The organism is Micrococcus sp. 63XJN7_8_ISO-PGPR-S23-253 (genome assembly GCF_056173425.1).
This window is the reverse complement of the sequence record NZ_CM149673.1, coordinates 1,515,930-1,541,607: the sequence shown is the minus strand read 5'-3', so window position 1 is coordinate 1,541,607 and position 25,678 is coordinate 1,515,930. Positions and strand designations below refer to the sequence as shown.

Below are 25,678 nucleotides of genomic sequence, written 5' to 3'. Positions count from 1 at the left end.
CCCGGATGACGACGCCGCAGCCCGCCCCCGCCTCCCCGCTCGCGCCCGCCTGGCTTCCCGCGCCGGGGGACCCGGACGCGCTCGTGCCCGGCCTGTGGGCCGCCGGCGTGGACCGCGCCGCCGACGGCGAGCTCACCGTCCAGGGCCTGCGCGCGAGCGCGCTCGCCGCGGAGTTCGGCACGCCGCTGCTCGTGGTGGACGAGGACGACTTCCGCGCCCGCGCCCGCGCGTTCCGCGAGGGCTTCGACGCCGCGTTCGCCGACCTGTGCGGGGGAGCGGACGTCTACTACGCCGGCAAGTCCATGCTCACCCTCTCCACCGCCCGCTGGGCGGCCGAGGAGGGCCTGCGCGTGGACACCGCCTCCGGCGGCGAGCTGGCGATCGCGCTGGCCGCCGGCGTCGACCCGGCCCACATCGGCCTGCACGGCAACAACAAGGCGGACGCCGAGCTGCGCACCGCCCTCGAGGCGGGCGTGGGTCGGATCATCGTGGACTCGCTCGACGAGCTCACCCACCTGGCCGCGCTCGCGGCCGAGGCCGGCCGCCGCGCCCCCGTGATGCTCCGGCTGACCCCGGGCGTGCACGCGCACACCCACGACTTCATCGCCACCGCGCACGAGGACCAGAAGTTCGGGCTCTCCCTGGCCCCGGCCTCGACCGACCGGGACGGCAACGTGGCCGGCCGCTCGCCGGCCGCCGTCGCCGTGGCCGCGGCCCTGGCGGCCGAGTCGATCGACCTGCTGGGCGTGCACTGCCACATCGGATCCCAGATCTTCGAGGCCGAGGGCTTCGGGCTGGCGGCCGGACGCGTGCTCGAGTTCCTCGCCGAGGTCAAGGCCGAGCACGGGGTGGAGCTGGCCGAGCTCGACCTCGGCGGCGGCCACGGCATCGCCTACACGGCCGTGGACGAGCCGCGTCCGGCCGCGGAGATCGCCGACGCCCTCGCCGACGACGTCCAGAAGACCGTCGAGCGCCTCGGCCTGACGTGCCCGCGCATCTCCCTCGAGCCGGGGCGGGCCATCTCGGGCCCCGCGGGTTTGACCCTCTACACGGTCGGGGTGACCAAGACCGTGGACGTGGACGCCCCCGACGGCGGCACCGCGGCCCGCCGCTACGTCGCCGTGGACGGCGGCATGTCCGACAACCCGCGTCCCGTGCTCTACGACGCCGACTACACCGCCGTCTCCGCGCGCCGCACCTCGGGGGCCGAGCCGGTGCTCTCCCGCGTGGTGGGCAAGCACTGCGAGTCCGGCGACATCCTGGTCCGCGACGTGTACCTGCCGGCCGACCTGGGCCGCGGCGACCTGCTGGCCGTGCCGGCCACGGGCGCGTACACGCACGTGATGTCCTCGAACTACAACGCGCTGGCCCGCCCGGCCGTCGTCGCGGTCTCCGCCGGGCAGGCGCGGGTGATCATCCGCCGCGAGACGCAGGAGGACCTGTTCGCCCGCGAGGCCGATCCGCGCCTCGGTCGCTGAGGCAGCGGGCGAGGCGCGCCCGGAAGCCGGCCGCGGGCCCGGGTGGGTCCGTCCCGCTCTGCGGACACCGAGTGTCGCGCGGCGGGACGAGCCGGGGCGCCGCGCTAGATTCGAGGCCAGCCGAACCGCGTGATCGCGCGGCACCGACCCCGATGCTTGACCCCGGAGGACCATGCCCCAGCACACCGACGCCCCCACCGCCCTCAAGGTCGCCCTGCTGGGCGGCGGGACCGTGGGGTCCCAGACCGCCCGGATCCTCACCGAGGACGCCGACATCCTGCGGGTCCGCGTGGGCGCCGACCTCGAGCTCACGGGCATCGCGGTGCGGGACACGGGTGCCACGCGCGACTGGCAGGCGGACCCGGCGCTCTACACCACCGACGCCGAGGCGCTGGTGGACGGCGCGGACGTCGTCATCGAGCTGATGGGCGGCATCGAGCCGGCCCGCACCCTGATCCTGCGCGCCCTCGCCGCCGGCACGTCCGTGGTGACCGGCAACAAGGCGCTGCTGGCCCAGCACGGCGAGGAACTGTACGCCGCGGCCGCCGCCACCGGCGCGCAGCTCAGCTTCGAGGCCGCCGTCGCCGGCGCCATCCCGATCCTGCGCCCGCTGCGCGACTCCCTGGGCGGCGACCGCGTCACCCGCGTGATGGGCATCGCCAACGGCACCACCAACTTCATCCTCGACCGGATGGACTCCGAAGGGGCGGACTTCGACGACGCCCTCGCCGAGGCCCAGTGGCTCGGCTACGCCGAGGCCGACCCGACCGCCGACGTCGAGGGCCACGACGCCGCCGCGAAGGCCGCGATCCTGGCGACCATCGCGTTCGGCGCGCCGTACACCCTGGACCAGGTGGCCGTCGCGGGCATCACCGCGATCACGGCCGAGGACAACGCCGCCGCCGCGGAGGCGGGCTACGTCATCAAGCTGCTGGCGATCGCCGAGCGCGGCCGCGCCGCCGACGGTGCCCAGGGCGCGGTCCTGCGCGTGCACCCCACCCTGCTGCCGCGGGAGCACCCGCTGGCCTCCGTGCGCGGAGCGTTCAACGCCGTCTTCGTGGAGGCCGAGAACGCCGGCGAGCTCATGTTCTACGGTCCCGGCGCCGGCGGCGCCCCCACCGCCTCCGCGGTGATGGGCGACGTCGTCTCGATCGCCCAGCGCATCGTGCGCGGCGGCCCGGCACGCCTGCGCACCCCCGTCACCGCCCTGCCCGCCCTGGACCCGGCCGAGGCCCACACCTCCTTCATGGTCGTGCTGCGCGCGGCGGACCAGCCCGGCGTGCTGCGCCGCGTCGCCGGGGTGTTCGAGGAGCACGGCGTCTCCATCGAGACGCTGCGCCAGGTCCCGTCCGAGCGCGAGGACGCACCCGGCGCGTCCCTGCGGCTGATCACCCACCGTGCGCGGCAGCGCGACCTCGACGCCACCGTCGAGGCGCTCGCCGCCCTGGACGTCGTCCACGAGGTCGCGTCCGTCCTCCGAGTCGAAGGGAACTGACCCATGGCCCACCAGTGGCGCGGCGTCGTCCGCGAGTACGCCGACCGCCTGCCCGTCACCGAGGACACGCGCGTGATCACCCTCGGCGAGGGCGGCACCCCGCTCATCCACGCCCCCCACCTCTCCGAGCTGGTGCAGGGCACCGTGCACGTGAAGTTTGAGGGCATGAACCCGACCGGCTCCTTCAAGGACCGCGGCATGACCATGGCGATCACCGCCGCCGTCGCGGACGGCGCGGAGGCCGTCGTCTGCGCATCCACCGGCAACACGTCCGCCTCGGCGGCGGCCTACGCCGCGCAGGCCGGGATCACGTGCGCCGTGCTCGTGCCCGAGGGGAAGATCTCGATGGGCAAGATGTCCCAGGCCGTGGCCCACGGCGCGGAGATCCTCCAGGTGCAGGGCAACTTCGACGACTGCCTCGAGGTGGCCCGCAAGCTCGCCGAGAACTACCCCGTGTTCCTCGTGAACTCCGTCAACCCGGCCCGCATCGAGGGGCAGAAGACCGGCGCATTCGAGGTCGTGGACACCCTCGGCGACGCCCCGGACTACCACCTGCTGCCCGTGGGCAACGCCGGCAACATCACCGCGTACTGGAAGGGCTACCGCGAGTACGCCGCCCCCTACGTGAACCCGCACGAGGGCGCCTCGGACGCCGAGCTGCCCGCGGTGGCCACGAAGACCCCCGTGATGTGGGGCTTCCAGGCCGCGGGCGCCGCCCCGATCGTCCAGGGCCACCCCGTGACCGACCCGGACACGATCGCCACCGCCATCCGGATCGGCAACCCGGCCTCGTGGGAGCAGGCCGAGGCCGCCCGCGACGAGTCCGGCGGCATGATCGACTCCGTCACGGACGAGGAGATCCTCGAGGCCCACCGCTGGCTCTCCGCGAAGGAGGGCGTGTTCGTCGAGCCCGCCTCCGCCGCCGGCGTCGCCGGGCTGCTCAAGCACCACGCCGCCGGGAACGTGCCGACCGGCAAGAGCTGGGTCATCACCGTCACCGGCCACGGCCTCAAGGACCCGCAGTGGGCCCTGCGCGGCGCCGACGGCGCCGACGTGACCCCGCGCTCGGTGCCGTTCGACGTGGTCACCGTCGCCCAGGCGCTCGGCCTGAGCTGAGCCATGGCCGCACCGCAGCCGCTGGCGCCCGGGACCGCCGCGTCCGTCTCCGTCCCCGCCACCTCCGCCAACCTCGGCCCCGGCTTCGACTCGATGGGCCTGGCCCTGGAGCTGCGCGACGAGGTGACGCTCACGGTCGTGGCGGGCCCCGACGTCGCGGAGGTCGAGGGGGAGGGCGCGGCCACCCTGCCGCGGGACGGCGCGCACCTGATCCTGCGCCTGGCGCACGAGCACCTGCGGGACCGCGGGTTCACCGCGCCGGGGCTGCACCTGCGCGCCGTGAACCGGATCCCGCACGCCCGCGGGCTCGGCTCGTCCGCGGCCGCCGTCGTCGCGGCCTACGCCGCGGCCGAGGCCCTGCTGCCGGCCGCGCTGCGCCGGGCGCCCGCGGACCTGCTCGAGGCGGCCACCCGCTTCGAGGGGCACCCGGACAACGTCGCCCCCGCGCTCGTGGGCGGGGCCACCGTCTCCTGGACCCGCGACGACGTGCCCGGCCCGGCCACGGCGCCGCTGCGGCTGCACGAGCGCGTGGTGCCGGTGGTCGCGATCCCGGACACCGAGCTGTCCACCCACGTCGCCCGGGGCGTGCTGCCCGCCGAGGTGCCCCACGCGGTGGCGGCGGCCCAGGCCGGCCGTGCCGCGCTGCTCGTCCACGCGCTGGCGGAGGACCCCGCGCTGCTGCTGGCCGCCACGCGGGACTGGCTGCACCAGGAGCCGCGCGCCGTGGCCATGCCGGCCAGCGCCGCACTGGTCGCGGGGCTGCGCGGGCGCGGCCATGCCGCCGTCGTCTCCGGCGCAGGTCCCACGGTGCTCGCGCTGTGCGACGGCGTCCAGGCGGCCGAGCACGCCGCGGAGGCGGCGCGTGCTCTGACGGCGGCCGGGGCGGCCTCCTGGCGCGTGCTGGTGCCGTGCGTGGCCGTGGACGGTGTTAGGGTGGAATCACTCCACCACGGCTGACCCCACCGCCTCGCGCGGCCCGGGTCTCCGGTGCCCGGGCCAGTGACGGCCGGACGCACCGTGCGCCGTCGGCCGGAACCCCGCCGCGATCCATCCCGTGCTGCGCACGGCCGGCGTGCGGGACCCCCTCCGGCTCGGTCGAGTCCGGACGCCTCCGCCCCGTCACGCAGCGACTGCGCACGATCAGGGGAGGCGCCACTGCTGAGTTCACACCATGAAACCCGGTTTTCTGGGGCGCCGTTGCGCGGCCCGACCGGATGCACACCGCAGCCCGACGCGCCACGCGCCGCCGGGCCGCATTCGAGGGAGAAGGAACCTTCGTGACCGAATCCACGGAACAGACCACGCCGACGAACGGCGGTGGCCTGGCCTCGCTCAAGCTCGCCCAGCTCCAGGCCCTGGCCTCTCAGCTCGGCATCGCCGGCGGCTCGCGCATGCGCAAGGCCGACCTGGTGACCGCGATCTCCGACCACCAGCGCGGCGGCTCCGTGGCGGACCGCGACGCCGCCGAGCGCGCGGCCCAGGCCCCCGCCGCCGAGGCCGCCCCGGCCGCCGCGTCCTCTCAGGACGCGGCCCCGGCCGCCGAGCGCCCGGCCCGCCGCCGCTCGCGCCGCGCCGACGCCGACACCTCCGCTCCGGCCGCCGCCGCCCAGGACGGGCAGCCCCAGGCCGAGGCCCGCGAGGACCAGACGGAGCAGGCCCCCCGTGAGACCGCCTCGGACCAGGATCGGTCCGGGGGGTCCGAGGCCCGCGACGAGGGCGAGGACCGCCCGCAGTCCGAGCGCCGTTCCCGCGGTCGTCGCCGCGCCGGCGACGACGACGCCCAGCAGGGTCAGGACCGTCGCTCCGACGGCGCCCAGGGCGACGACGGCGCGGACCGCCGCGGCGACCGGGAGGACCGTGACGACAACGGGCGCGAGAACGGCCGCGGCCGCAACGGCCGCAACGGGCGGGACCGCGACAACGGCCGTGACCGTGAGAACGGCCGCGAGAACAATCGGGACCGTGAGAACGGCCGTGACGGCTCGCGCGAGCAGCGCGGCGACAAGTCCGAGGACGGCGGCCGGGGCGACGGCGGACGCGGGGACCGCAGCCGCCGCGACGACCGCGACGACGAGGGCGGCCGCAACCGTCGCAACCGCCGCAACCGCAACGAGCGCGGCCGCAACCGCCGTGGCCGCGGCGGCCCCGAGGTCGACGAGACCGAGCTGACCGAGGATGACGTCCTGCAGCCCGTGGCCGGCATCCTCGACGTGCTGGACAACTACGCGTTCGTCCGCACCTCCGGCTACCTGCCGGGCCCGAACGACGTCTACGTCTCCCTGGCCATGGTGAAGAAGTACGGTCTGCGCAAGGGCGACGCCGTCGTCGGCGCGATCCGCGCCCCGCGCGACGGAGAGAAGCAGCAGCACCACGGCGGCGGCTCCAACCGTCAGAAGTTCAACGCCCTGGTGAAGATCTCCTCGGTCAACGGCCAGCCCGCCGTCGAGCACCCGCAGCGCGTGGAGTTCGGCAAGCTCGTGCCGCTGTACCCGCAGGAGCGCCTGCGCCTGGAGACCGATCCCAAGCTGATCGGCCCCCGCGTGATCGATCTGGTCAGCCCCATCGGCAAGGGCCAGCGCGGCCTCATCGTCTCCCCGCCCAAGGCCGGCAAGACGATGATCCTGCAGTCGATCGCCAACGCGATCAAGACGAACAACCCCGAGGTCCACCTCATGATGGTGCTCGTGGACGAGCGCCCCGAGGAGGTCACCGACATGCAGCGGTCGGTGGACGGCGAGGTCATCGCCTCCACGTTCGACCGCCCGGCGGACGACCACACCACCCTCGCCGAGCTGGCCATCGAGCGCGCCAAGCGCCTCGTGGAGATGGGCCGCGACGTCGTCGTGCTGCTCGACTCCATGACCCGCCTGGGCCGCGCCTACAACCTGGCCGCCCCGGCCTCGGGCCGCATCCTCTCCGGCGGTGTGGACTCCTCGGCGCTGTACCCGCCGAAGAAGTTCTTCGGCGCCGCCCGCAACATCGAGAACGGCGGCTCGCTGACCATCCTGGCCACCGCGCTGGTCGAGACCGGCTCGCGTATGGACGAGGTGATCTTCGAGGAGTTCAAGGGCACCGGCAATATGGAGCTGCGCCTGTCCCGCCACCTCGCGGAGCGCCGCATCTTCCCGGCGGTGGACGTCAACGCGTCCGGCACCCGCCGCGAGGAGGCCCTGCTCTCGCAGGAGGAGGTCAAGATCATGTGGAAGCTGCGCCGGGTGCTCTCCGGCCTCGAGCAGCAGCAGGCCCTCGACCTGCTCACCAACAAGATCAAGGACACCGCGTCCAACGCCGAGTTCCTCATGCTGGTCTCCAAGACCACGCTGGGGTCCAAGGGCGACGACTGACCGTCCCGTCGCACGGCCCCGTCCCGCCCGGGGGAGCTCGTCTCCGCCGGACGGGGCGGGGCCGTCCGCGTCGGACAGCCCGGCCCGCTGCGGCCGGAGGAGGAGAGGCACGCACGTGTTCGATTCGGACCAGCGGCGCGAGGCCGTGGATCGGCTCCTGGCGGAGCATCGCGAGCTGACGGCGCGCCTGTCCGACCCGGCGGTGCACCAGGACCCGGCGCTCGCCCGGCGGCTGAACCGGCGGTTCGCCGAGCTCGGCGCCGTGGTGACGGCCCACCGCGCCTGGTCGGCGGCCGCGGAGGAGCTGGCCGATGCGCGGGAGCTGGCCGCGGCCGGCGACGACGACGCGGCGGCCTTCGCGGCCGAGGTGCCCGGTCTGGAGGCGGCCGAGGCCGAGGCCGCCGAACGGCTGCGCCGGCTGCTGATCCCGCGTGACCCCGACGACGCGCGCGACGTGATCCTCGAGATCAAGGGCGGCGAGGGCGGCGAGGAGGCGGCCCTGTTCGCCGGCGACCTGCTGCGCATGTACCTGCGCTACGCCGAATCCCGGGGCTGGAAGACGGAGGTCCTCTCCGCCACGCACTCCGACCTGGGCGGCTACAAGGACGTCCACGTGGCGGTGCGGGGGAGCGCGGCCGACCCGGCCGACGGCGTCTACGCCCGGCTCAAGTTCGAGGGCGGCGTGCACCGCGTGCAGCGCGTGCCCGTCACCGAGTCCCAGGGGCGCATCCACACCTCCGCCGCCGGCGTGCTCGTGCTGCCCGAGGTGGACGCCCCGGACGAGGTCCACCTCGATCCGAACGACCTCAAGGTGGACGTCTTCCGCTCCTCCGGGCCGGGCGGCCAGTCCGTCAACACGACCGACTCCGCGGTGCGTCTGACGCACCTGCCCACGGGGATCGTCGTCTCCATGCAGAACGAGAAGTCCCAGATCCAGAACCGCGAGGCCGCGCTGCGCGTGCTGCGGTCGCGGCTGCTCGAGCGGCAGCGGGCGGAGCAGGACGCCGAGGACTCCGCGGCGCGCGCCGCGCAGGTGCGCACCATGGACCGCTCGGAACGCATCCGCACCTACAACTTCCCGGAGAATCGGATCGCGGACCACCGCACCGGCTACAAGGCGCACAACCTCGACGCGGTCCTCGACGGCGACCTCGAGGCCGTGATCGCCTCCTGCCTCGCCCTCGACGAGGAGCGCCGGCTCGCCGCGCTGGGCGCGGACGCGTGAGCGCACCGGCCTGGTCCGCGCTGCTGCGCGACGCCGCCGCCCGCCTGACCGCGGCGGGCATCGACTCGCCGCGCGTGGACGCTGAGCTGCTGCTGGCCCACGTGCTCGGCCTCGACCGCGGCGCGCTGCTGGCCCGGGTGTTCGCCGGGGCCGTGGCCGAGCCCACGCAGGAAGCGGCGTTCGAGGCGCTCGTCGGGCGCCGCGCCGCCCGCGAGCCCGTCCAGCACCTGACCGGCGTCGCGCACTTCCACGGGCTCGACCTCGCGGTCGGCCCGGGGGTCTTCATCCCGCGACCGGAGACCGAGCTGCTCGTGGAGACCGTCGTGGCCGACCTGGCTGCGCGGCCCACGGCGGACGTGGTGGTGGACCTGTGCACCGGCTCCGGCGCGATCGCCGCGGCCGTCGCGGCGTGGGGCGAGGCACGGGGCCGCCCGCTCGCCGTCACCGCCGTCGAGCTCGACCCGACGGCGGCCGACTGGGCCCGGCGGAACCTCGCCCCGCGCGGGGTCGACCTGCGACAAGGCGACGCCCTTGTCGCATGCCCGGACCTCGAGGGCCGCGTGGACGTCGTCGTGAGCAACCCGCCCTATGTGCCCGAGGCCGAGGTGCCCGCCCAGCCCGAGGCCCGACTGGACCCGGCGCGGGCGCTCTACGGCGGGGACGCGCCCGGGCTGCGGGTCCCGCGGGCCATCGCGCACCGGGCGGCGGACCTGCTCGCCCCGGGCGGCCTCTTCGCCATGGAGCACCACGAGACGCAGGGCCCGGCGCTCCTGGCCGCCCTCGGCGCGGACCCCCGGTTCACGGGCGTCCGCGTGCACCAGGACCTCACCGGACGAGACCGGTTCCTGACGGCGCGCCGGTCCTGCGACGCCGCGGCGGGCGCGGAGGTGGAAGAATGACCGACGTGAGTGACTTCATCGACGTCTCGGATCCGGCCGCCCTCGAGAATGCCGTGGCCCGCGCCCGCGAGGTCCTCGCGGACCGCGGCTGCGTGGTCCTGCCCACGGACACCGTCTACGGCATCGGAGCGGACGCGTTCTCCCCGCTGGCCGTGGCCGTGCTGCTGGCCGCCAAGGGCCGCAGCCGCACCATGCCGCCGCCCGTGCTCATCGCGGACCGCCGCGTCATGGCGGGCCTCGCGTACGACGTGCCGGAGGAGGCCGAGGCCCTCGCCGAGCGCTTCTGGCCCGGCGCCCTCACGCTCATCCTCAAGTCCCAGCCCACGCTGACCTGGGACCTCGGCGAGACCCGCGGCACCGTCGCCCTGCGCGTGCCGGACGACGCGGTGGCCCGCGAGCTGCTCTACGCCGTCGGCCCCATGGCCGTCTCCAGCGCGAACCGCACCGGCATGGACGCCGCCACCACCGCCGACGCCGCCCGCTCGATGCTGGGGGAGTCCGTGGCCCTCTACCTCGACGCCGGCCCCCGCGAGAGCCGGGATCCCTCGACGATCGTGGACTGCACCGTCACCCCGTTCCGCGTGGCCCGGCAGGGCTCCGTGCCCCTGGAGGAGCTGCGCGCGGTGGTGCCGGACCTGCTCGCCGAGGGCGAGGAGCCGCCGGTCGCCGCCGAGCGGATCGCGGCCGACGACGACGCCGCGGCGCGTCCCGCCGACCGGGAGGCCTGACCGGCCCCCATGCGCGCGTATCTCGTCCTGGTCGTGGTCACGGCCGTCGCCTGCGGGGCCCTGACGCCCCTCATGCGCCGGCTGGGGCTGCGCGCGCGCGTGTTCACCCCGCTGCGCCAGCGGGACGTGCACCGGCACCCCGTGCCGAAGCTGGGCGGCGTGGCCATGGCCGCGGCCGTGCTGGTGGGATTCGCCGTCGGGGGAGTCGTGCCGTTCCTCCAGGGGATCTACGCGGACGACGCCGCGGTGCGCGGGCTCTTGGTCGCCGTCGCCGTCGTGCTCGTCGTGGGCATCGCCGACGACATGTGGGACCTGCGCTGGTGGGTGAAGATGGCCGGCCAGGTGCTGGCCGGACTCGCGGTGGCCCTGGGCGGGATCCGCATCGAGGCGATGCCGGTGGGCTGGATCCCGGTGGGGAACGAGACCACGCAGGTCATCCTCACGGTGTTCGCCGTGGTGCTGACGATGAACGCGATCAACTTCGTGGACGGTCTGGACGGCCTGGCGGCGGGCGTCGCGCTGATCGGCGGCTCGGCCTTCTTCGTCTACTCGTATCTGCTGACGCGGACCATCAACCAGTTCGACTACGCCAACCTCGCCACCCTGCTCATGGCCCTGCTCGTCGGCGCGTGCGTGGGCTTCCTGCCGTGGAACCTGGCCCCGGCCCGCATCTTCATGGGCGAGGTGGGGGCCATGATCATCGGCCTGCTGATGGCCGCGGCCGCGGTCGCCGTGACCGCGGACGTGAACGCCCTGGACGGGATGCGCTTCCGCAACGTCCCCGCCTACATGCCGATCCTGCTGCCCGTCGCCGTCCTCGCACTGCCGCTCGCGGACCTCGCCCTGGCCGTGCTGCGGCGGACGGCCAAGGGCACCAGCCCCTTCTCGGCAGACCGCGGGCACCTGCACCACAAGCTCGTGGACGGCGGCTACACCCAGGCGCAGGCCGTCGCGCTGCTCTGGCTCTGGGCGTTCCTCGTGGCCTGGGGCGCGGTGTCCCTGAACTTCGTGGACCACAGGATCGTCCTGCCCGTGCTCGCCGTGGCCCTGGCCGGAGCCGGCTACCTCACCCTGCATCCGATCGTGGAGCGCCGTCGCGCGGTCCGGAACGACGCCGCGGCCCACCCGGACGAGCGGGGGGACGCGTGACCGGGGCGGGAGGTCGCCGACGCCGGCGCCGCTGGGAGAACCGCCGTGGCTGGTGGGGGATCCTCGGGTGGTCCCTGGCCGCGGCGGGGGCTGCCCTGGCGATCACGTGCGCCGCGTGGCTGCTCTCCGCCGGCGGGGAGGCGGCCGGGAGCGCCCTGCTGGGCGGCGGCGCGGTGCTCGCGCTCTCGGCGCTCACCGGGGTGACGACGGCACTCGTCTGGGACCGGGCGCGCGAGGCGGCGCTGCCGGTCAGCGTGGGGCTGTTCGTGCTCAAGATCGCGGTGTTCGCGGTGCTGCTGGGGGTCCTGCCCCGCCCCGACTGGGTCCGGCCGGACGCGGCGGCGATCTCCGCCCTCGTGACGATCCTCGTCTGGCAGGCCGCGGAGGTCCTCGTCTTCGCCCGGACCCGCCGCGGGATCTACGCCGATTGACCCGTCCGAGGGGCGAAGACACGGAGCCGCGGGCCATGCCGTGGGCCCCTTCTGCGGTACGGAGCACGGGTCACCGTTTGGTATCGTTGGAGGCGAACACTTCGACGGCGCCCATCTGCCGCCATCCGTGTCTCGCATCGCACCGGTACCCCCGCAATGTCGCGGCGCCCGCCTGTGGTCCGGGGACGAGGCTGCGGTCCCGTCGACTGCATCACTTCGGAGAGGAACCGCGTGCTGACCCTCGTGCTGGCCAACGCATCATTCGTGCCCCCCACCATCTCTGATGGTCACCTCCCGGAGATCTTCCCCTGGGGTGCGGAGTACGGCACCGGCTTCGGCAAGCAGATGCTGCTCGTCCTGCTCTCCGTGGTGCTCATCACCGCCTTCTTCGCGTGGGCCATGCGCCGTCCCCGGCTCGTGCCCGGCAAGGCCCAGTGGCTCGCCGAGTCCGGCTACTCCTTCGTCCGGAACGACATCGCGAAGGACATCCTGGGCGAGAAGAACTTCAAGCAGTGGGTCCCGCTGCTCTTCGCCATCTTCTTCTTCGTGCTGCTGAACAACCTGTTCGGCGCCATCCCGGTGCTGCAGCTGCCGACCTTCTCCCACGCGGGCGCCGCCTACGGCCTGGCCCTCATCGTCTACGCGATCTGGATCGGCGTCGGCATCAAGCGCCACGGCGTGCGCTACCTGAAGCTGGCCGTCGTGCCCTCCGGTGTGCCCGGCTGGATCCTGCCGCTGCTCGTGCCGCTGGAGATCATCTCCAACTTCATCGTGCGCCCCCTGACCCACTCCCTGCGTCTGATGGCCACCATGCTCTCCGGCCACATGATCGTGATGCTCGCCGGCGCCGGCGCCGCCTACCTGATCACGCAGACCGGCAGCCTGGCCCTGCAGGGCACCGGCATCCTGGTCATCCTCGGCTCGGTGGCCCTGTACTTCCTCGAGCTGCTGATCATGTACCTGCAGGCCTTCGTCTTCACGCTGCTGACCGCGATCTACATCCAGGGCGCGATCGACGCGAACGACCACTGATCTTCCGGGGCCGCCTCGGGCACGACCCAGGCGGCCGCGGTACGGCGGGAGAGCCCGCCACCAGTCTTCCCGGCCCTCCGCAGGAGGACCACCCGGGAGGCCGACCCTCCACAACCCGGCCGGACACCTCGGCCTCGTGAAAGGAACACCATGGAACTGCACGGTTCGCTCAACATGATCGGCTACGGCCTCGCCGCCATCGGCTCCGCTATCGGCGTGGGCCTGATCTTCGCCGCCTACATCAACGGCGTCGCCCGTCAGCCGGAGGCCCAGCGCATCCTGCAGCCGATCGCCCTCCTGGGCTTCGCGCTCGCCGAGGCCCTCGCCATCCTGGGCCTCGTCTTCGCCTTCGTCATCGGCGCCTGACGCGCCGCGTCCACGGAGCGCCCGCACGGTGAGACCGTCGGTGCTCCCTCTCCACAGGACTCTTGACCGAAGGATGGTTGAAACATGATCAGCAACGGACTGATCCTCGCGGCGGCTGAGGGGGCCAACCCCCTGATCCCCAACCCGTGGGAGATCCTCGTCGTCGTGGTGGGCTTCGCCCTGCTCATGTTCATCGTCATCAAGTTCATCGTCCCGACCCTCGAGAAGTCCTACCAGGACCGTGTCGAGGCGATCGAGGGCGGTCTGGCCAAGGCTGAGAAGGCCCAGGCCGAGGCGAACGCGATGATGGCGGACTACGAGTCGCAGCTGGCGGACGCCCGCACCGAGGCGAACCGCATCCGCGAGGATGCCCGCACCGAGGCCGCCGAGATCGTGGCCGAGGCGCGCGAGCGCGCGACCGCCGAGGCGACGCGCATCTCCGAGCAGGCGCAGGCGCAGATCGCCGCCGAGCGTCAGCAGGCCGCCGCGCAGCTCAAGGGCGAGGTCGGCTCGCTGGCCACGACCCTGGCCGGCAAGATCGTGGGCGAGTCCCTCGAGGACGACGCCCGCTCGCAGCGCGTGGTCGACCGCTTCCTGGCTGACCTGGACCGTCACCAGAGCGCAGGTGTCGCCGAATGATGACGGGCGCATCGAGGGACTCCCTGGCCGCCTCCCTGGAGGCCGTCGGTCCGGTGCTGGACGAGGGCGGCGTGGCCCTGGCACGCGAGCTGTTCGGCGCGCTGGACGTGGTGGACGAGCACGGCGCCCTGCGCCGCGCCCTGACCGACCCCGCCTGGACCACCGAGCGCCGTCACGGCCTCGTCGACTCGCTGTTCGGCGCCCGGGTGACCCCCGGTGCACTGCAGGTCCTCAAGGACCTGGCCGGCCGCCGCTGGTCGGCGGAGCGCGATCTCGGGGACGCCCTCGAGACGGTGGCCGCGCACGCGGCCGCCGCGGAGGCCGCACGCGGCGGACACGCGGGCCTGGCCGCCCTCTCGGGCGAGCTGCTGGCCTTCAACCGCACGGTGGAGGACTCGCACGAGGTGCAGCGGGCGCTCACCGATCAGCACGCACCCCTCGAGGCGCGGGCCGCTCTGGCCGGTCGTCTCCTGGGCGAGTCGGCCAGCCCGGCCGGCCGACTGCTGGTCGAGCGCGCCGTCGCGGCTCCGCGCGGCCTGAAGCCGTCCGCCGCCATCCGCAAGGCCGCGGACGTCGTCGCCGAGCGGCAGCGCCAGTGGATCGCCGAGGTGACCGTGGCCCGGCCGCTCGAGGCCGAGCAGCAGGAGCGGCTGGCCCTGGGCCTGCGCCGCGCCTTCGGCCGCGATCTCGTCATGGACGTGACGGTGGACCCCCACGTGGTGGGTGGCATCCGCGTCCAGGTCGGCGACGACGTCGTCGACGGGTCCATGGCCTCGCGCCTCCACGACCTCCAGCGGCGGATGGCCGGCTGAGGCCGGCTCCCGCCCGCATCCGGAACACCCACGAACGTAAGCATCATCGTCACGTCGATGATCACCAAGCACAGAGAGCAGGGACTGCAGATGGCCGAATTGACCATCAACGCTGACGATGTCCGCAATGCCTTGAACGATTTCGCGGCATCGTACGAACCGTCGGGCACCGATCGCACCGAGGTCGGCCGTGTCATCTCCGCGGCGGACGGCATCGCTCGTGTGGAGGGTCTGCCCTCCGTCATGGCGAACGAGCTGCTGCGCTTCGAGAACGGCATCCAGGGCCTGGCCCAGAACCTCGACACCCGCGAGATCGGTGTCGTCGTCCTCGGCGAGTTCCAGGAGATCCGCGAGGGCATGGAGGTGCAGCGCACCGGCGAGATCCTCTCCGTCCCGGTGGGCGACGCCTTCCTGGGCCGCGTGGTGGACCCGCTGGGCCAGCCCATCGACGACCTGGGCCCGATCGAGGCCGAGGGCCGCCGTGCCCTCGAGCTGCAGGCGCCGACCGTGACCGAGCGCAAGTCGGTCCACGAGCCGCTGCAGACCGGCATGAAGGCCATCGACGCCATGATCCCGATCGGCCGTGGCCAGCGTCAGCTGATCATCGGTGACCGCCAGACCGGCAAGACCGCGATCGCCGTCGACACGATCCTCAACCAGAAGGCCAACTGGGAGTCGGGCGACGTCGAGAAGCAGGTCCGCTGCGTCTACGTGGCCGTGGGCCAGAAGGCCTCCACCATCGCCGGCGTCCGCGCCACGCTGGAGGAGCACGGCGCCCTGGAGTACACCACCATCGTGGCCTCCCCGGCGTCCGACCCGGCCGGCTTCAAGTACCTCGCCCCCTACGCCGGCTCGGCCATCGGCCAGCACTGGATGTACGGCGGCAAGCACGTGCTGATCATCTTCGACGACCTGTCGAAGCAGGCCGAGGCCTACCGTGCCGTCTCCCTGCTGCTGCGCCGCCCGCCGGGCCGCGAGGCCTACCCGGGCGACGTCTTCTACCTGCACTCCCGGCTCCTCGAGCGCTGCGCCAAGCTCTCGGACGAGATGGGCGCGGGCTCCATGACCGGCCTGCCGATCATCGAGACCAAGGCGAACGACGTGTCGGCCTACATCCCGACCAACGTCATTTCCATCACCGACGGCCAGATCTTCCTGCAGTCGGACCTGTTCAACGCCAACCAGCGTCCCGCCGTGGACGTGGGCATCTCGGTGTCCCGCGTGGGCGGCGCCGCCCAGGTCAAGGCCATGAAGAAGGTCTCCGGCACGCTGAAGCTGGACCTGGCGCAGTACCGCGACCAGCAGGCGTTCTCCATGTTCGCCTCGGACCTGGACCCGGCCACCCGCCGCCAGCTCGCCCGCGGTGAGCGCCTCATGGAGCTGCTCAAGCAGCCGCAGTACTCGCCCTACCCGGTCGAGGAGCAGGTCGTGTCCATCTGGGCCGGCTCCAAGGGCCACCTCGACGAGGTGCCGGTGCAGGACGTGCTGCGCTTCGAGCGCGAGTTCATCGACCACCTGCGTCGCCACACCTCCGTCCTGACCGACATCGCCTCCACCGGCAAGCTCGAGGACGGCACCGTGTCCGCGCTCGAGTCGGCCGTCGCCGAGTTCTCCAAGGGCTTCCAGTCCTCCGAGGACGGCGGCGTGCAGGCCGGCCACGAGGAGCACCGCGCGATCGAGCAGGACCAGGTCGCGCAGGAGCAGATCACCAAGCAGAAGCGCTGACCGCCGGTCGGTGAGGGAGCGGTCCGGCGTCGGACCCCACGGGGACGACGCCGGGCCGCCCTCCCGCCAGGGAAAGGACCACCATGGGAGCCCAGATCCGGGTCTACCGTCAGAAGATCGCGTCGACGTCGTCGATGAAGAAGATCTTCAAGGCGATGGAGCTGATCGCCACGTCCCGCATCACCAAGGCACGTGAGCGCGTCAGCGCGTCGCTGCCCTACGCGAACGCGATCACCCGCGCCGTCTCGGCCGTGTCGAGCCAGCACGACATCGATCATGTCCTCACCACGGAGCCCGAGAACCCGACCCGGGCGGCCGTGCTCATCATGTCCTCGGATCGCGGCCTCGCCGGCGCGTACTCCGCGAACGTGCTGCGCAAGGCCGAGCAGCTCCTCACCCGCCTCGGCGAGGAGGGCAAGGACGTGGACGTGTACGTCGTCGGCCGCAAGGCGCAGACGTACTTCGACTTCCGCGGCCGCGACTACAAGCAGCTGTGGACCGGCCAGACGGACGCCCCCGTCGCCGAGCGCGCCTCCGAGATCGGCGAGGTGCTCGTGGACGCGTTCCTCACGGACACGGCAGACGGCGGCGTGGACGAGATCCACGTCGTGTTCACCGAGTTCGTCTCGCTCGTGAAGCAGAACCCCCACGTGGTGCGCCTGCTGCCCCTCGAGGTCGTCGAGGAGGAGGCCGCCACCGCCGAGGAGGTGCTGCCGCTCTACGAGTACGAGCCGGACGCGGAGGAGGTCCTCGACGCGCTGCTGCCCAAGTACATCGAGTCGCGCATCTTCAACGCGATGCTGCAGTCGGCGGCCTCGGAGCTCGCCAACCGTCAGCGCGCCATGAAGTCGGCGGGCGACAACGCCACGAGCCTCATCAAGGACTACACGCTCCTGATGAACAACGCCCGTCAGGCCGAGATCACCCAGGAGCTCACCGAGCTCATCGCGGGCGCGGACGCGCTCAACAACTCCTGAGCCCGTTCGGGACTCACCAGACTCGCCATCCACACACGATAGAAGTGAGAGAGATGACTGCCACCATCACTGACCAGGGCACCGGGACCCCCACCGGCGGTGCCACCGGACGCGTGTCCCGCGTCATCGGCCCCGTGATCGACGCCGAGTTCCCGGCCAACGCGATGCCGGAGATCTACAACGCGCTGACCACTGAGATCGACCTCAACGGCCAGCGCCGCACGGTCACCTTCGAGGTCGCCCAGCACCTCGGCGACAACATGGTCCGTGCCATCTCCCTGCAGTCCACCGACGGCCTGGTGCGCGGCACCGACGTCGTGGACACCGGCGCCCCCATCTCGGTGCCGGTCGGCGACGCCGTGAAGGGCCACATCTTCAACGTGCTCGGCGAGACCCTGGACATGCCGTCCTCGCAGCTGCAGGCCGAGGACCGCTGGCCGATCCACCGCCCGGCGCCGAACTTCGCCTCCCTCGAGGGCTCCACCGAGATGCTGGAGACCGGCATCAAGGTCATCGACCTGCTGACCCCCTACATCAAGGGCGGCAAGATCGGCCTGTTCGGCGGCGCCGGCGTGGGCAAGACCGTGCTCATCCAGGAGATGATCACCCGTGTGGCCCGCAACTTCGGCGGCACCTCCGTGTTCGCCGGCGTCGGCGAGCGTACCCGTGAGGGCAACGACCTCTGGGTCGAGATGGACGAGGCGGACGTCCTGAAGGACACCGCCCTCGTGTTCGGCCAGATGGACGAGCCGCCGGGCACGCGTCTGCGCGTGGCCCTGTCCGCGCTGACCATGGCGGAGTACTTCCGCGATGTGCAGAACCAGGACGTGCTGCTGTTCATCGACAACATCTTCCGCTTCTCGCAGGCCGGTTCCGAGGTCTCCACGCTGCTGGGCCGCATGCCCTCCGCCGTGGGCTACCAGCCGAACCTGGCGGACGAGATGGGCGTGCTCCAGGAGCGCATCACCTCGACCCGCGGCCACTCCATCACCTCGATGCAGGCCGTGTACGTCCCCGCGGACGACTACACCGACCCGGCCCCGGCCAACGTGTTCGCGCACCTGGACGCGACCACCAACCTGACCCGTGACCTCGCGTCCCGTGGCCTGTACCCGGCCGTGGACCCGCTGGCCTCGACCTCGCGCATCCTCGACCCGCAGTACGTGGGCCAGGACCACTACGACGTGGCCATCCGCGTGAAGCAGATCCTGCAGAAGAACAAGGAGCTGCAGGACATCATCGCGATCCTCGGCGTGGACGAGCTCTCCGAGGAGGACAAGATCACCGTGGGCCGCGCCCGCAAGATCGAGCAGTTCCTCTCGCAGAACACCTACACCGCCAAGCAGTTCACCGGCGTCGAGGGCTCCACCGTGCCGGTCAAGGACACCGTCGAGGGCTTCAAGGCCATCGCCGACGGCGACCTGGACCACGTCGCGGAGCAGGCCTTCTACAACGTGGGCGGCCTGGACGACGTCGAGCGCGAGTGGGCCAAGATCCAGGCCGAGGGCTGATCGATCATGGCTGAGCTCAACGTCGAGATCGTCTCCGAGGAGCGGTCCATCTGGTCGGGCGCCGCGTCGGCCGTGTCGGCGCGCACCGTCAACGGTGAGATCGGCATCCTCCCGGGCCACACCCCGATGCTCGCCGTCCTCGGCGACGGCGAGGTCGTGGTGCGCACCACGGACGGCGGCACCGTCACCGCGCAGGCCCACGGCGGCTTCTTCTCCGTGGACCACGACCGTGTCGTGATCGCCGCGACGTCCGCCCGGCTGGGCGACGCCGCGGCGGCCTGACGCGGCGCGGCAGGACCTGACGGTGGAGGGCCCGGTGCTCATCGCCTCGGCGACCGTGGTGGCAGTCATCGTGCTGTCGACACTCGCCCTGGTGATGCGGCGCCGGGCCCTCGCCCGTGTCACGGCCGCCTTCCCGGCGGTCCTGGAGTGGGAGGGCCCGGGGCGTGAGCGTGTGATCGGCCTGTACGACGAGTCCCGTCTGCGCCTCACCGGGCGCTGGCGCCTCTCCCGGGAGCGCTGGAGCGGGGACCGGAGCCGCCTGCAGATCGACCGCCTCCCGGCGGACGAGGCCGGCCGGACCGTCCTGGAGCTGAGCGCCGGCGCACGTCCGGTGCGCGTCGTCGTCGACCCCGACGACGCCGGTGCCCTGCGCGCCTGGAGCGAGGCGGGGCCGTCCGCGGCGTCGTCCTTCTGGCGCCGCTGAGCCCGCCCGGCGCCTCAGAACAGGCGGGACTCGGCGTCGTCGACGCCGCGCATCGCGTCGTAGTCGAGGGTGACGCAGCGGATGCCGCGGTCCTCGGCGAGGGTGCGGGCCTGGGGCTTGATCTGCTGGGCCGCGAACACGCCGCGCACGGGCGCCAGGAGCGGGTCCCGGTTCATCAGCTCGAGGTAGCGGGTGAGCTGCTCGACCCCGTCGATGTCCCCGCGGCGCTTGAGCTCGACCGCCACGGTGCCGCCGTCGGCGTCGCGGGCCAGGATGTCCACGGGGCCGATCGCCGTCATGTACTCGCGGCGCACGAGGGTGTGGCCGTCGCCGAGCAGGCTGATCTGCTCGGCCAGCAGACGCTGCAGATCCGCCTCCACGCCGTCCTTGACGAGGCCGGGATCCACGCCGAGCTCGTGGGAGTCGTCCGCCAGGACCTCCTCGATGAGCACGATGAGCCGGTCGTCGGACTTCTTGGCCTGCACGCGCCAGACCTGCGTCACTCCCTGGTCGGCCTGGTCGGGGGAGGGCTCCTCCACGTGCAGGGTCGCGGGCGGCGACATCCAGTTGAGGGGCTTGTAGGAGCCGCCGTCGGAGTGCACCAGCACTGAGCCGTCCGCCTTCACCATGAGCAGACGGGTGGCGGTGGGCAGGTGGGCGTTGAGGCGGCCCTCATAGGTCACGGAGCAGCGGGCAATGACGAGTCGCACCGGTCCATCCTAGGCGGACCGCGCCCACCGGCTCGTGTGCCAGCATGGAGGCATGCCCCGTTCGAACCGCCCCCGCCGCTCGTCCGCGCCTCGGCGGAGCGAGCGCGGGGCCTCCGGCGCCTCCCGGCGGTCCCGGCCGTCGCCGGGGCGCGCCGACCCGCTCGAGGAGCTCCTCGGCCTGGACGCGGGCTACTCGCGCCAGTCCGGGTCCGACGGCGGATGGCACGTCCGGCAGATCCCCGCGTGGCGCGCGGTCAAGGACTACACGTGCCCCGGCTGCGGCCGGGTGATCCGGCAGGGCCAGGCGCACCTCGTGGCCTGGCGCGCCGACTGGATCATGGGGGACGAGGACGCGGGGGCGGACCGGCGGCACTGGCACCCGGTGTGCTGGCGCACCCGACCGGGCCGCTGACCGCGACGGTCCGGGCCGCGCCGCCGTCGTGGGCCTACCGGGCGTCCTGGCGGGGGATGAAGACCTCCTGGACCAGCAGCGCCAGCGCGGCGGCGAGCGGGATCGCCATGAGGGCGCCGAGGACGCCCAGCAGCGCGCCTCCGGCGATCACCGCGATCACGGCCACGGCCGCCGGCACGGACACCGCGCGCGCCATGACGCGCGGCGAGATGACGTAGGCCTCGATCTGGAGGTAGACGAAGTAGATGGCCGCGAACACGGCGGCGGTCTGCCACGAGGTCAGCAGGCTCACGAGGGTCAGCAGCGTGCCGCCGATCGCGGCGCCCACCAGCGGGATGAAAGCCATGAAGGCGGCGATCGCGGCGAGCAGGACGGCGAAGGGGGCGCCGGCGATGGCCAGCGCCGTGAACGCCACCGCGCCGTTGAGGGCGGCCACGAAGGACTGGCCCATCACGTAGTGGCCGACCGAGGAGGTGATCTGTTCGGACAGCGCCTCGATCCGGGGCCGGCGCGAGCGCGGTGCGAGCCGGTAGGCCCAGTACTTCATGTGCGGCAGGGAGGAGAGGAAGTACAGCGTCAGCACGACCACCACGAGCACCGAGAAGACGGCGTTCAGCACGGTCTGGCCGAAGCCGAGGAGCCCGCCGAACAGGTCGGTGACGGCGGCGCCGTCGGCGGCGAGGCGCTCGGTCTGGGCGCGGACGGCCTCCTGGAGGTGGAACTCCTCGTCGAGCTGCACGAACCACTCGGCCCGCATCACCCCGTCGATGATGGCCGGCAGGTCCTGGACCAGCTGGGTGGACTGCTCGATCACCGTGGGGACCAGGAGGGCGACGAACGCCCCGGCCGCGGCGGCCAGGCCGAGCGCGGCCGTGAGCACGCCGACCCAGCGGGGCGCGCCCCAGGACTCGACCCGGCGTACCAGCGGGTCCAGGCCCAGGGCGATGAACAGGGCCGCGGCGATCCACACGATCAGCTGCCCGTTCGTGCGCAGCACCGAGACGACGCCGATGGCCAGGGCCACGCCCACCGCGAGCAGGAAGCCGGTCAGCACGGGGGACTCGAGGGCCACGGTCGCGACCGCCGGATCCGCAGCGCCGTCGGCGGGGGCGGACTCGGGGTCCACCCGGTCCTCCTCGAGGAAGGGACGGCGCCGCCGCAGGACGGAGCCCAGGCGGAGCAGTCGACGACGCCCGGCGGGCGCCGGCCCGTGCGACGGCGGCGCGGCGGCCACCCCGACCGGCTGCGCGGGGATGCCGGCCAGGGACGGCTGCTCGGCGCCCTCGGGCTCGGCCGGGGCACGGACGTCGGCGACGCCGGTGGCATCCGGGCCGGATGCGGTCTCCTTCTCCTCCACGCGCTCAGCGTACGTCAGGGCCCCGGCCTGACCGCGCCGCGCGCGGGAGGCTACCGTGGGGCCCAGTGACAACGCCCCTCGCCCCGGCGACGGGGCGGCCCCGGACCGGAAGGATCGTGACCGACGTGACCGCCCAGCCCCCCTCCGACGCCCCGTCCCACCTGCGCGGCGCCGTCGACCTGTCCTCGCTCGGCACCCCGGCCCCGGCCGGGCGCACCGCGCCGGGGGCCGGCGCCGGCGGCGGCTCGTGGGTGATCGCGGACGCCGACCAGGGTCTGCTGCAGCAGCTGGTCCAGCTCTCCGCCCAGGTGCCGGTGCTGCTGCACCTGCACGTGCCCGGGGACGCGGCGAGCGAGGCGCTCTACCGCCAGTTCGCGGACGCGGTCGACGCCCAGGCGGGACGGCTCGTGCTCGCGCGTCTGGACGTGGCGAAGGAGCCCGCCGTGCTGCAGGCGCTCGGCCTGGGGGCCGGCCCCGCGGTCATGGCCGTGGTGGCGGGGCAGCCGGTGCCGCTGGTCAATCAGGAGGTGCCGGAGGAAACGCTGCGCCAGCTCATGGGGGAGATCCTCGAGGTGGCCCGTCAGAACGGCGTCGCCGGCACCGTGCCCGCGGTCGCCCCGGCGCGCCAGGACGCCGGCGCCACGGCCGCGGAGGCTCCGCCCGTGCCGCCGCTGCACCGGGCCGCCCACGAGGCCCTCGCCGCCGACGACCTGCCCGGGGCCGTCTCGGCGTGGGAGGCGGCGCTGGCCGACAGCCCCGCAGACGCCGTGGCCCAGCAGGGCCTGTCCGCGGCCCGCCTCATGCTGCGCACCCGCGACGCCGACGCCGCGGCGGTGCGCGCGGCCGCCGCCGACGGCCCGGACGACGTCGCCGCCCAGCTCGCCGTCGCCGACCTGGACGTGCTCGGCGGCCACGTGGAGGACGCCTTCGCCCGGCTCGTGCGGTTCATCGCCCTCCACCCCGGCGACGACCGGGAGACGGCGCGCGCCCACCTCGTGGACCTCTACACCGTGGTCGGCACGGACGACCCCCGTGTGCAGGCCTCGCGGCGCCGGCTGGCCGCAGCGCTGTTCTGAGGGATCCACGATTCATCCCTGAGGAGGACGCCGTGACCGCCTGACGGTGGGTAACGTCCCAGGCATGACTCCGCATGCGCCCGAGCCTGTCCCTGCCCACCTCACGGCCGCCGCCCGTCGGCGCGCGGTGGACGCCCCCGATCCGGACCTCGCCCTCGTCACGCGCGGGCTGACCCAGCGGTTCGGGGACAAGCTGGCGCTGGACGCGCTGGACCTGGACGTCCCGGCCGGGTCGTTCTTCGGGGTGGTCGGGCCCAACGGGGCGGGCAAGACCACCGCCCTGTCGATGGCCACCGGGCTGCTGCGCCCGGACCACGGCCGCGCCTGGATCCACGGTGTCGACATGTGGGAGCAGCCCCTCGAGGCCAAGCGACGGGTCGGCGTGCTCGCCGATGGCGTGCGGACCTTCGACCGCCTCACGGGCGCGCAGCTCGTGACCTACGCCGGGCTGCTGCATGGCCTCGACGCGGACACCGTGGCCGAGCGGACCGCGGACCTGCTGCGGGTGATGGACCTGGAGGACGCCGGCCGCAAGCTCGTGGCCGACTACTCCGCCGGCATGACCAAGAAGGTGTCCCTGGCGGCCGCCATGGTCCACGCCCCGGACCTGCTCGTCCTGGACGAGCCGTTCGAGGCCGTGGACCCGGTCTCCGCCGCGAACATCCGGGACATCCTGCACTCGTACGTGGAGCGGGGCGGCACCGTGATCGTCTCGAGCCACGTGATGGACCTCGTCCAGCGCATGTGCACCCACGTCGCCGTGATCGCGGCCGGAACGCTGCGGGCCGCCGGCACGCTCGAGGAGGTCCGGGACGGGCGCGACCTCGAGGACCGCTTCGTGGACCTCGTCGGCGGGCGCCACGGCTCGGAGGGGCTGGCGTGGCTCTGACGCTCGTCCGACTGCGCTGGACGCTGACCCTGAACCAGTGGCGCCGGTCCCCGTTCACCCTGGTGGTGAGCGTGCTCGGCGCGCTGTATGTGCTCGGCATGGCCGCCGTGGCCGTGACGCTGTTCGTCACGGGGCTGCCCGCCCTGCCGGACGAGGCCCGCGGCGCCACGACCGTGCTGGTCGCCGCCGTCGTGGTGCTCGCCTGGCTCGTCATCCCGCCGTTCGTCACGGGCGTGGATGCCACGCTCGACCCGCACAGCTTCGTGCTCTTCCCCGTCCCGGCCCGCACCCTCATCGCCGGGCTGGTCCTGAGCGCCTTCACGACGCCGGTCGGGCTCGCCACACTGGCCGTGCTGGTGGGCCTGGGGGCCAGCTGGTGGGACCGGCCGGCCGCGCTGGCGGCGGGCCTGGTCGGGGGCGCGCTCGCCGCGGTGACCGCGGTGGCGATCGGCTCCGGCCTCGCCGGCCTCCTGGCCGCCTACGCGAGCCGGCGTCGGGTGCGGGACGTCGTCTCCGTCCTGCTGTTCATCCCGCTCATGCTCGGCGGCCTCGCCCTCTCGCGGGCCATCGCGTCGTTCGAGGACTTCCTGGCGATCGCGCCCCAGATCGCCCGCGGCGCGGCGTGGACCCCGTTCGGGGCGGGCCCCGCCGCGGCGTGGGCGGCCGCCGAGGGCCGCGGCGCCGCCGTCGCGCTCCACCTCGCGGTGGCGGCCGCCTGGTGCCTGGCCGCCCTGGCCCTGTGGCACCTGGCCGTGCGCCGCACCGTGGAGCCGGTGGCCGTGGGCGGCGGTCGGTCCCGTCGCGTCGCCGCGGGAGCGGACCCGACGCCGCTGCGCTGGCTGGGCCGACCGGCCACGGGCCCGCGCACCGCGATCGCGGCCCGCGCCCAGCGCTACTGGCTGGCCGACCCGCGGTACGCGGCCGGGCTCATCATCATCCCCCTCATGGCCGTCCTGCTGTGGTTCACCGGGGGCATGGCCGCGGAGGGGGGTCCCGGACTGGGCCTGCTGCTGGTCCTCGGGCCGATCACCGCCTGGTCCCTGGCCTACTCGATCTCCGCGGACATCGCCTACGACCACACGGCGTTCCACCTGCACGTCGTCTCGGGCGTGCGGGGCGTGGACGACCGCTGGGGCCGGGTCCTGGGCCTGGCGGGCTGGGGCGTGCCGATGATCCTCCTCGTGACGACGGCGACGGTGGCGGCGGCGGGGGACTGGTCCCTGCTGGCGCCGATGCTGGGCCTGGCCCTCGGCCTGTTCGGGACGACCGCCGGGCTGTCCGCCTTCATCTCCGCCCGCTTCGTCTACCCGGTTCCGAAGCCGGGGGACAGCCCGTTCAAGACACCGCAGGGCGCGGCCATGCGCACGATGCTCGTCCAGGGCGCCGCGATGCTGGTCAGCCTGGCGCTCGCGGTGCCGTTCCTGGTGCCCTTCGTCGTCCGGCTCGTCACCGGGGCCGCCGTGTGGGGCTGGGTGACGGTGGCCCTCGGGCTTGTGTGGGGCGCCGTCGCGCTGTGGCTGGGCGTGCGCCTGGGGGCGCGCTGGTACGACCGCGCGCAGGCCGAGACCTACCAGGCCGTGGCCGCCTTCTGAGGGGCGCGG

25 protein-coding genes are annotated in these 25,678 nt (G+C 73.6%); 23 read left to right on the top strand and 2 right to left on the bottom strand.

Translation table 11 applies throughout. The annotated features are described in order from the left end of the window. Positions 1-5 precede the first annotated feature (5 nt). The 19 genes from lysA to AC0VX4_RS07020 all read left to right on the top strand — a co-directional run bounded on the left by lysA (position 6) and on the right by AC0VX4_RS07020 (position 19,633). Complete coding sequence (gene lysA / locus AC0VX4_RS07110) at positions 6-1,478, top strand: diaminopimelate decarboxylase (RefSeq protein WP_145031948.1); 1,473 nt, start codon at positions 6-8, stop codon at positions 1,476-1,478. 172 nt (positions 1,479-1,650) lie between these two features. Further along, positions 1,651-2,973, top strand: a complete 1,323-nt coding sequence (locus tag AC0VX4_RS07105) for a homoserine dehydrogenase (protein ID WP_206396174.1) — start codon at positions 1,651-1,653, stop codon at positions 2,971-2,973. A 3-nt stretch (positions 2,974-2,976) separates the two neighbouring features. After that, positions 2,977-4,089: a threonine synthase gene (thrC, locus tag AC0VX4_RS07100; RefSeq protein ID WP_145031942.1), complete on the top strand. Its 1,113-nt coding sequence runs from the start codon at positions 2,977-2,979 to the stop codon at positions 4,087-4,089. Positions 4,090-4,092: 3 nt separating this feature from the next. Continuing rightward, a complete protein-coding gene (gene thrB, locus AC0VX4_RS07095) occupies positions 4,093-5,046 on the top strand; it encodes a homoserine kinase (protein ID WP_464476014.1) in 954 nt (317 codons plus the stop codon). 320 nt (positions 5,047-5,366) lie between these two features. After that, the gene (gene rho / locus AC0VX4_RS07090; RefSeq protein ID WP_464476015.1) at positions 5,367-7,433 is read left to right on the top strand and encodes a transcription termination factor Rho; all 2,067 of its coding nucleotides are present in this window, start codon (positions 5,367-5,369) and stop codon (positions 7,431-7,433) included. Between the two features lie 115 nt (positions 7,434-7,548). After that, positions 7,549-8,658: a peptide chain release factor 1 gene (gene prfA / locus AC0VX4_RS07085; protein WP_410992992.1), complete on the top strand. Its 1,110-nt coding sequence runs from the start codon at positions 7,549-7,551 to the stop codon at positions 8,656-8,658. Further along, positions 8,655-9,557 (top strand): peptide chain release factor N(5)-glutamine methyltransferase, encoded by a 903-nt coding sequence (prmC, locus tag AC0VX4_RS07080; RefSeq protein ID WP_410992990.1) that lies wholly within the window; start codon positions 8,655-8,657, stop codon positions 9,555-9,557. The genes prfA and prmC overlap by 4 nt, the downstream gene beginning before the upstream one ends. Beyond that, on the top strand, positions 9,554-10,285 hold the full coding sequence (locus tag AC0VX4_RS07075) for an L-threonylcarbamoyladenylate synthase (RefSeq protein WP_145031932.1): 732 nt from the start codon (positions 9,554-9,556) through the stop codon (positions 10,283-10,285). Before prmC ends, AC0VX4_RS07075 begins: the two co-directional genes overlap by 4 nt. A 9-nt stretch (positions 10,286-10,294) precedes the next feature. After that, positions 10,295-11,434, top strand: coding sequence for an MraY family glycosyltransferase (locus AC0VX4_RS07070; RefSeq protein ID WP_145031930.1), 1,140 nt, complete (start codon positions 10,295-10,297; stop codon positions 11,432-11,434). Then, positions 11,431-11,865 (top strand): hypothetical protein, encoded by a 435-nt coding sequence (locus AC0VX4_RS07065; protein WP_145031927.1) that lies wholly within the window; start codon positions 11,431-11,433, stop codon positions 11,863-11,865. The genes AC0VX4_RS07070 and AC0VX4_RS07065 overlap by 4 nt, the downstream gene beginning before the upstream one ends. A 231-nt stretch (positions 11,866-12,096) precedes the next feature. After that, complete coding sequence (gene atpB, locus AC0VX4_RS07060) at positions 12,097-12,897, top strand: F0F1 ATP synthase subunit A (protein WP_002857266.1); 801 nt, start codon at positions 12,097-12,099, stop codon at positions 12,895-12,897. 150 nt (positions 12,898-13,047) lie between these two features. Then, positions 13,048-13,263 carry an ATP synthase subunit C gene (locus AC0VX4_RS07055; protein ID WP_002857264.1) on the top strand — a complete coding sequence of 72 codons (216 nt, stop codon included), beginning with the start codon at positions 13,048-13,050 and terminating at the stop codon, positions 13,261-13,263. A gap of 84 nt (positions 13,264-13,347) precedes the next feature. Next, complete coding sequence (locus tag AC0VX4_RS07050) at positions 13,348-13,902, top strand: F0F1 ATP synthase subunit B (protein WP_002857262.1); 555 nt, start codon at positions 13,348-13,350, stop codon at positions 13,900-13,902. After that, positions 13,899-14,714 (top strand): F0F1 ATP synthase subunit delta, encoded by an 816-nt coding sequence (locus AC0VX4_RS07045; protein ID WP_002857261.1) that lies wholly within the window; start codon positions 13,899-13,901, stop codon positions 14,712-14,714. The genes AC0VX4_RS07050 and AC0VX4_RS07045 overlap by 4 nt, the downstream gene beginning before the upstream one ends. 90 nt (positions 14,715-14,804) lie before the next feature. Continuing rightward, a complete protein-coding gene (gene atpA / locus AC0VX4_RS07040; RefSeq protein ID WP_036334989.1) occupies positions 14,805-16,439 on the top strand; it encodes a F0F1 ATP synthase subunit alpha in 1,635 nt (544 codons plus the stop codon). 83 nt (positions 16,440-16,522) lie between these two features. Then, positions 16,523-17,416 carry a F0F1 ATP synthase subunit gamma gene (locus AC0VX4_RS07035; RefSeq protein WP_049161482.1) on the top strand — a complete coding sequence of 298 codons (894 nt, stop codon included), beginning with the start codon at positions 16,523-16,525 and terminating at the stop codon, positions 17,414-17,416. Between the two features lie 53 nt (positions 17,417-17,469). Beyond that, positions 17,470-18,927 (top strand): F0F1 ATP synthase subunit beta, encoded by a 1,458-nt coding sequence (gene atpD / locus AC0VX4_RS07030; RefSeq protein WP_002857256.1) that lies wholly within the window; start codon positions 17,470-17,472, stop codon positions 18,925-18,927. Between the two features lie 6 nt (positions 18,928-18,933). After that, positions 18,934-19,209 (top strand): F0F1 ATP synthase subunit epsilon, encoded by a 276-nt coding sequence (locus AC0VX4_RS07025; RefSeq protein ID WP_002857254.1) that lies wholly within the window; start codon positions 18,934-18,936, stop codon positions 19,207-19,209. A gap of 34 nt (positions 19,210-19,243) precedes the next feature. Further along, positions 19,244-19,633: a DUF2550 domain-containing protein gene (locus AC0VX4_RS07020; protein ID WP_475464156.1), complete on the top strand. Its 390-nt coding sequence runs from the start codon at positions 19,244-19,246 to the stop codon at positions 19,631-19,633. A gap of 14 nt (positions 19,634-19,647) precedes the next feature. On the opposite strand, the gene nucS is transcribed toward AC0VX4_RS07020, so the two are convergent. Then, positions 19,648-20,343, bottom strand: a complete 696-nt coding sequence (gene nucS / locus AC0VX4_RS07015; protein ID WP_002857250.1) for an endonuclease NucS — start codon at positions 20,341-20,343, stop codon at positions 19,648-19,650. A 52-nt stretch (positions 20,344-20,395) separates the two neighbouring features. Between nucS and AC0VX4_RS07010 the strand changes: the two genes are divergently transcribed. Then, the gene (locus tag AC0VX4_RS07010; protein WP_049161478.1) at positions 20,396-20,755 is read left to right on the top strand and encodes a hypothetical protein; all 360 of its coding nucleotides are present in this window, start codon (positions 20,396-20,398) and stop codon (positions 20,753-20,755) included. 34 nt (positions 20,756-20,789) lie between these two features. On the opposite strand, the gene AC0VX4_RS07005 is transcribed toward AC0VX4_RS07010, so the two are convergent. Then, a complete protein-coding gene (locus AC0VX4_RS07005; protein ID WP_145031919.1) occupies positions 20,790-22,112 on the bottom strand; it encodes an AI-2E family transporter in 1,323 nt (440 codons plus the stop codon). Between the two features lie 125 nt (positions 22,113-22,237). On the opposite strand from AC0VX4_RS07005, the gene AC0VX4_RS07000 reads away from it, so the two are divergent. The 3 genes from AC0VX4_RS07000 to AC0VX4_RS06990 all read left to right on the top strand — a co-directional run bounded on the left by AC0VX4_RS07000 (position 22,238) and on the right by AC0VX4_RS06990 (position 25,669). Continuing rightward, complete coding sequence (locus AC0VX4_RS07000; protein ID WP_260979587.1) at positions 22,238-23,188, top strand: co-chaperone YbbN; 951 nt, start codon at positions 22,238-22,240, stop codon at positions 23,186-23,188. A gap of 64 nt (positions 23,189-23,252) precedes the next feature. Next, positions 23,253-24,077, top strand: coding sequence for an ABC transporter ATP-binding protein (locus AC0VX4_RS06995; protein ID WP_475464155.1), 825 nt, complete (start codon positions 23,253-23,255; stop codon positions 24,075-24,077). Next, positions 24,068-25,669 (top strand): Tat (twin-arginine translocation) pathway signal sequence, encoded by a 1,602-nt coding sequence (locus tag AC0VX4_RS06990; RefSeq protein WP_216879441.1) that lies wholly within the window; start codon positions 24,068-24,070, stop codon positions 25,667-25,669. The genes AC0VX4_RS06995 and AC0VX4_RS06990 overlap by 10 nt, the downstream gene beginning before the upstream one ends. Positions 25,670-25,678: the final 9 nt, after the last annotated feature.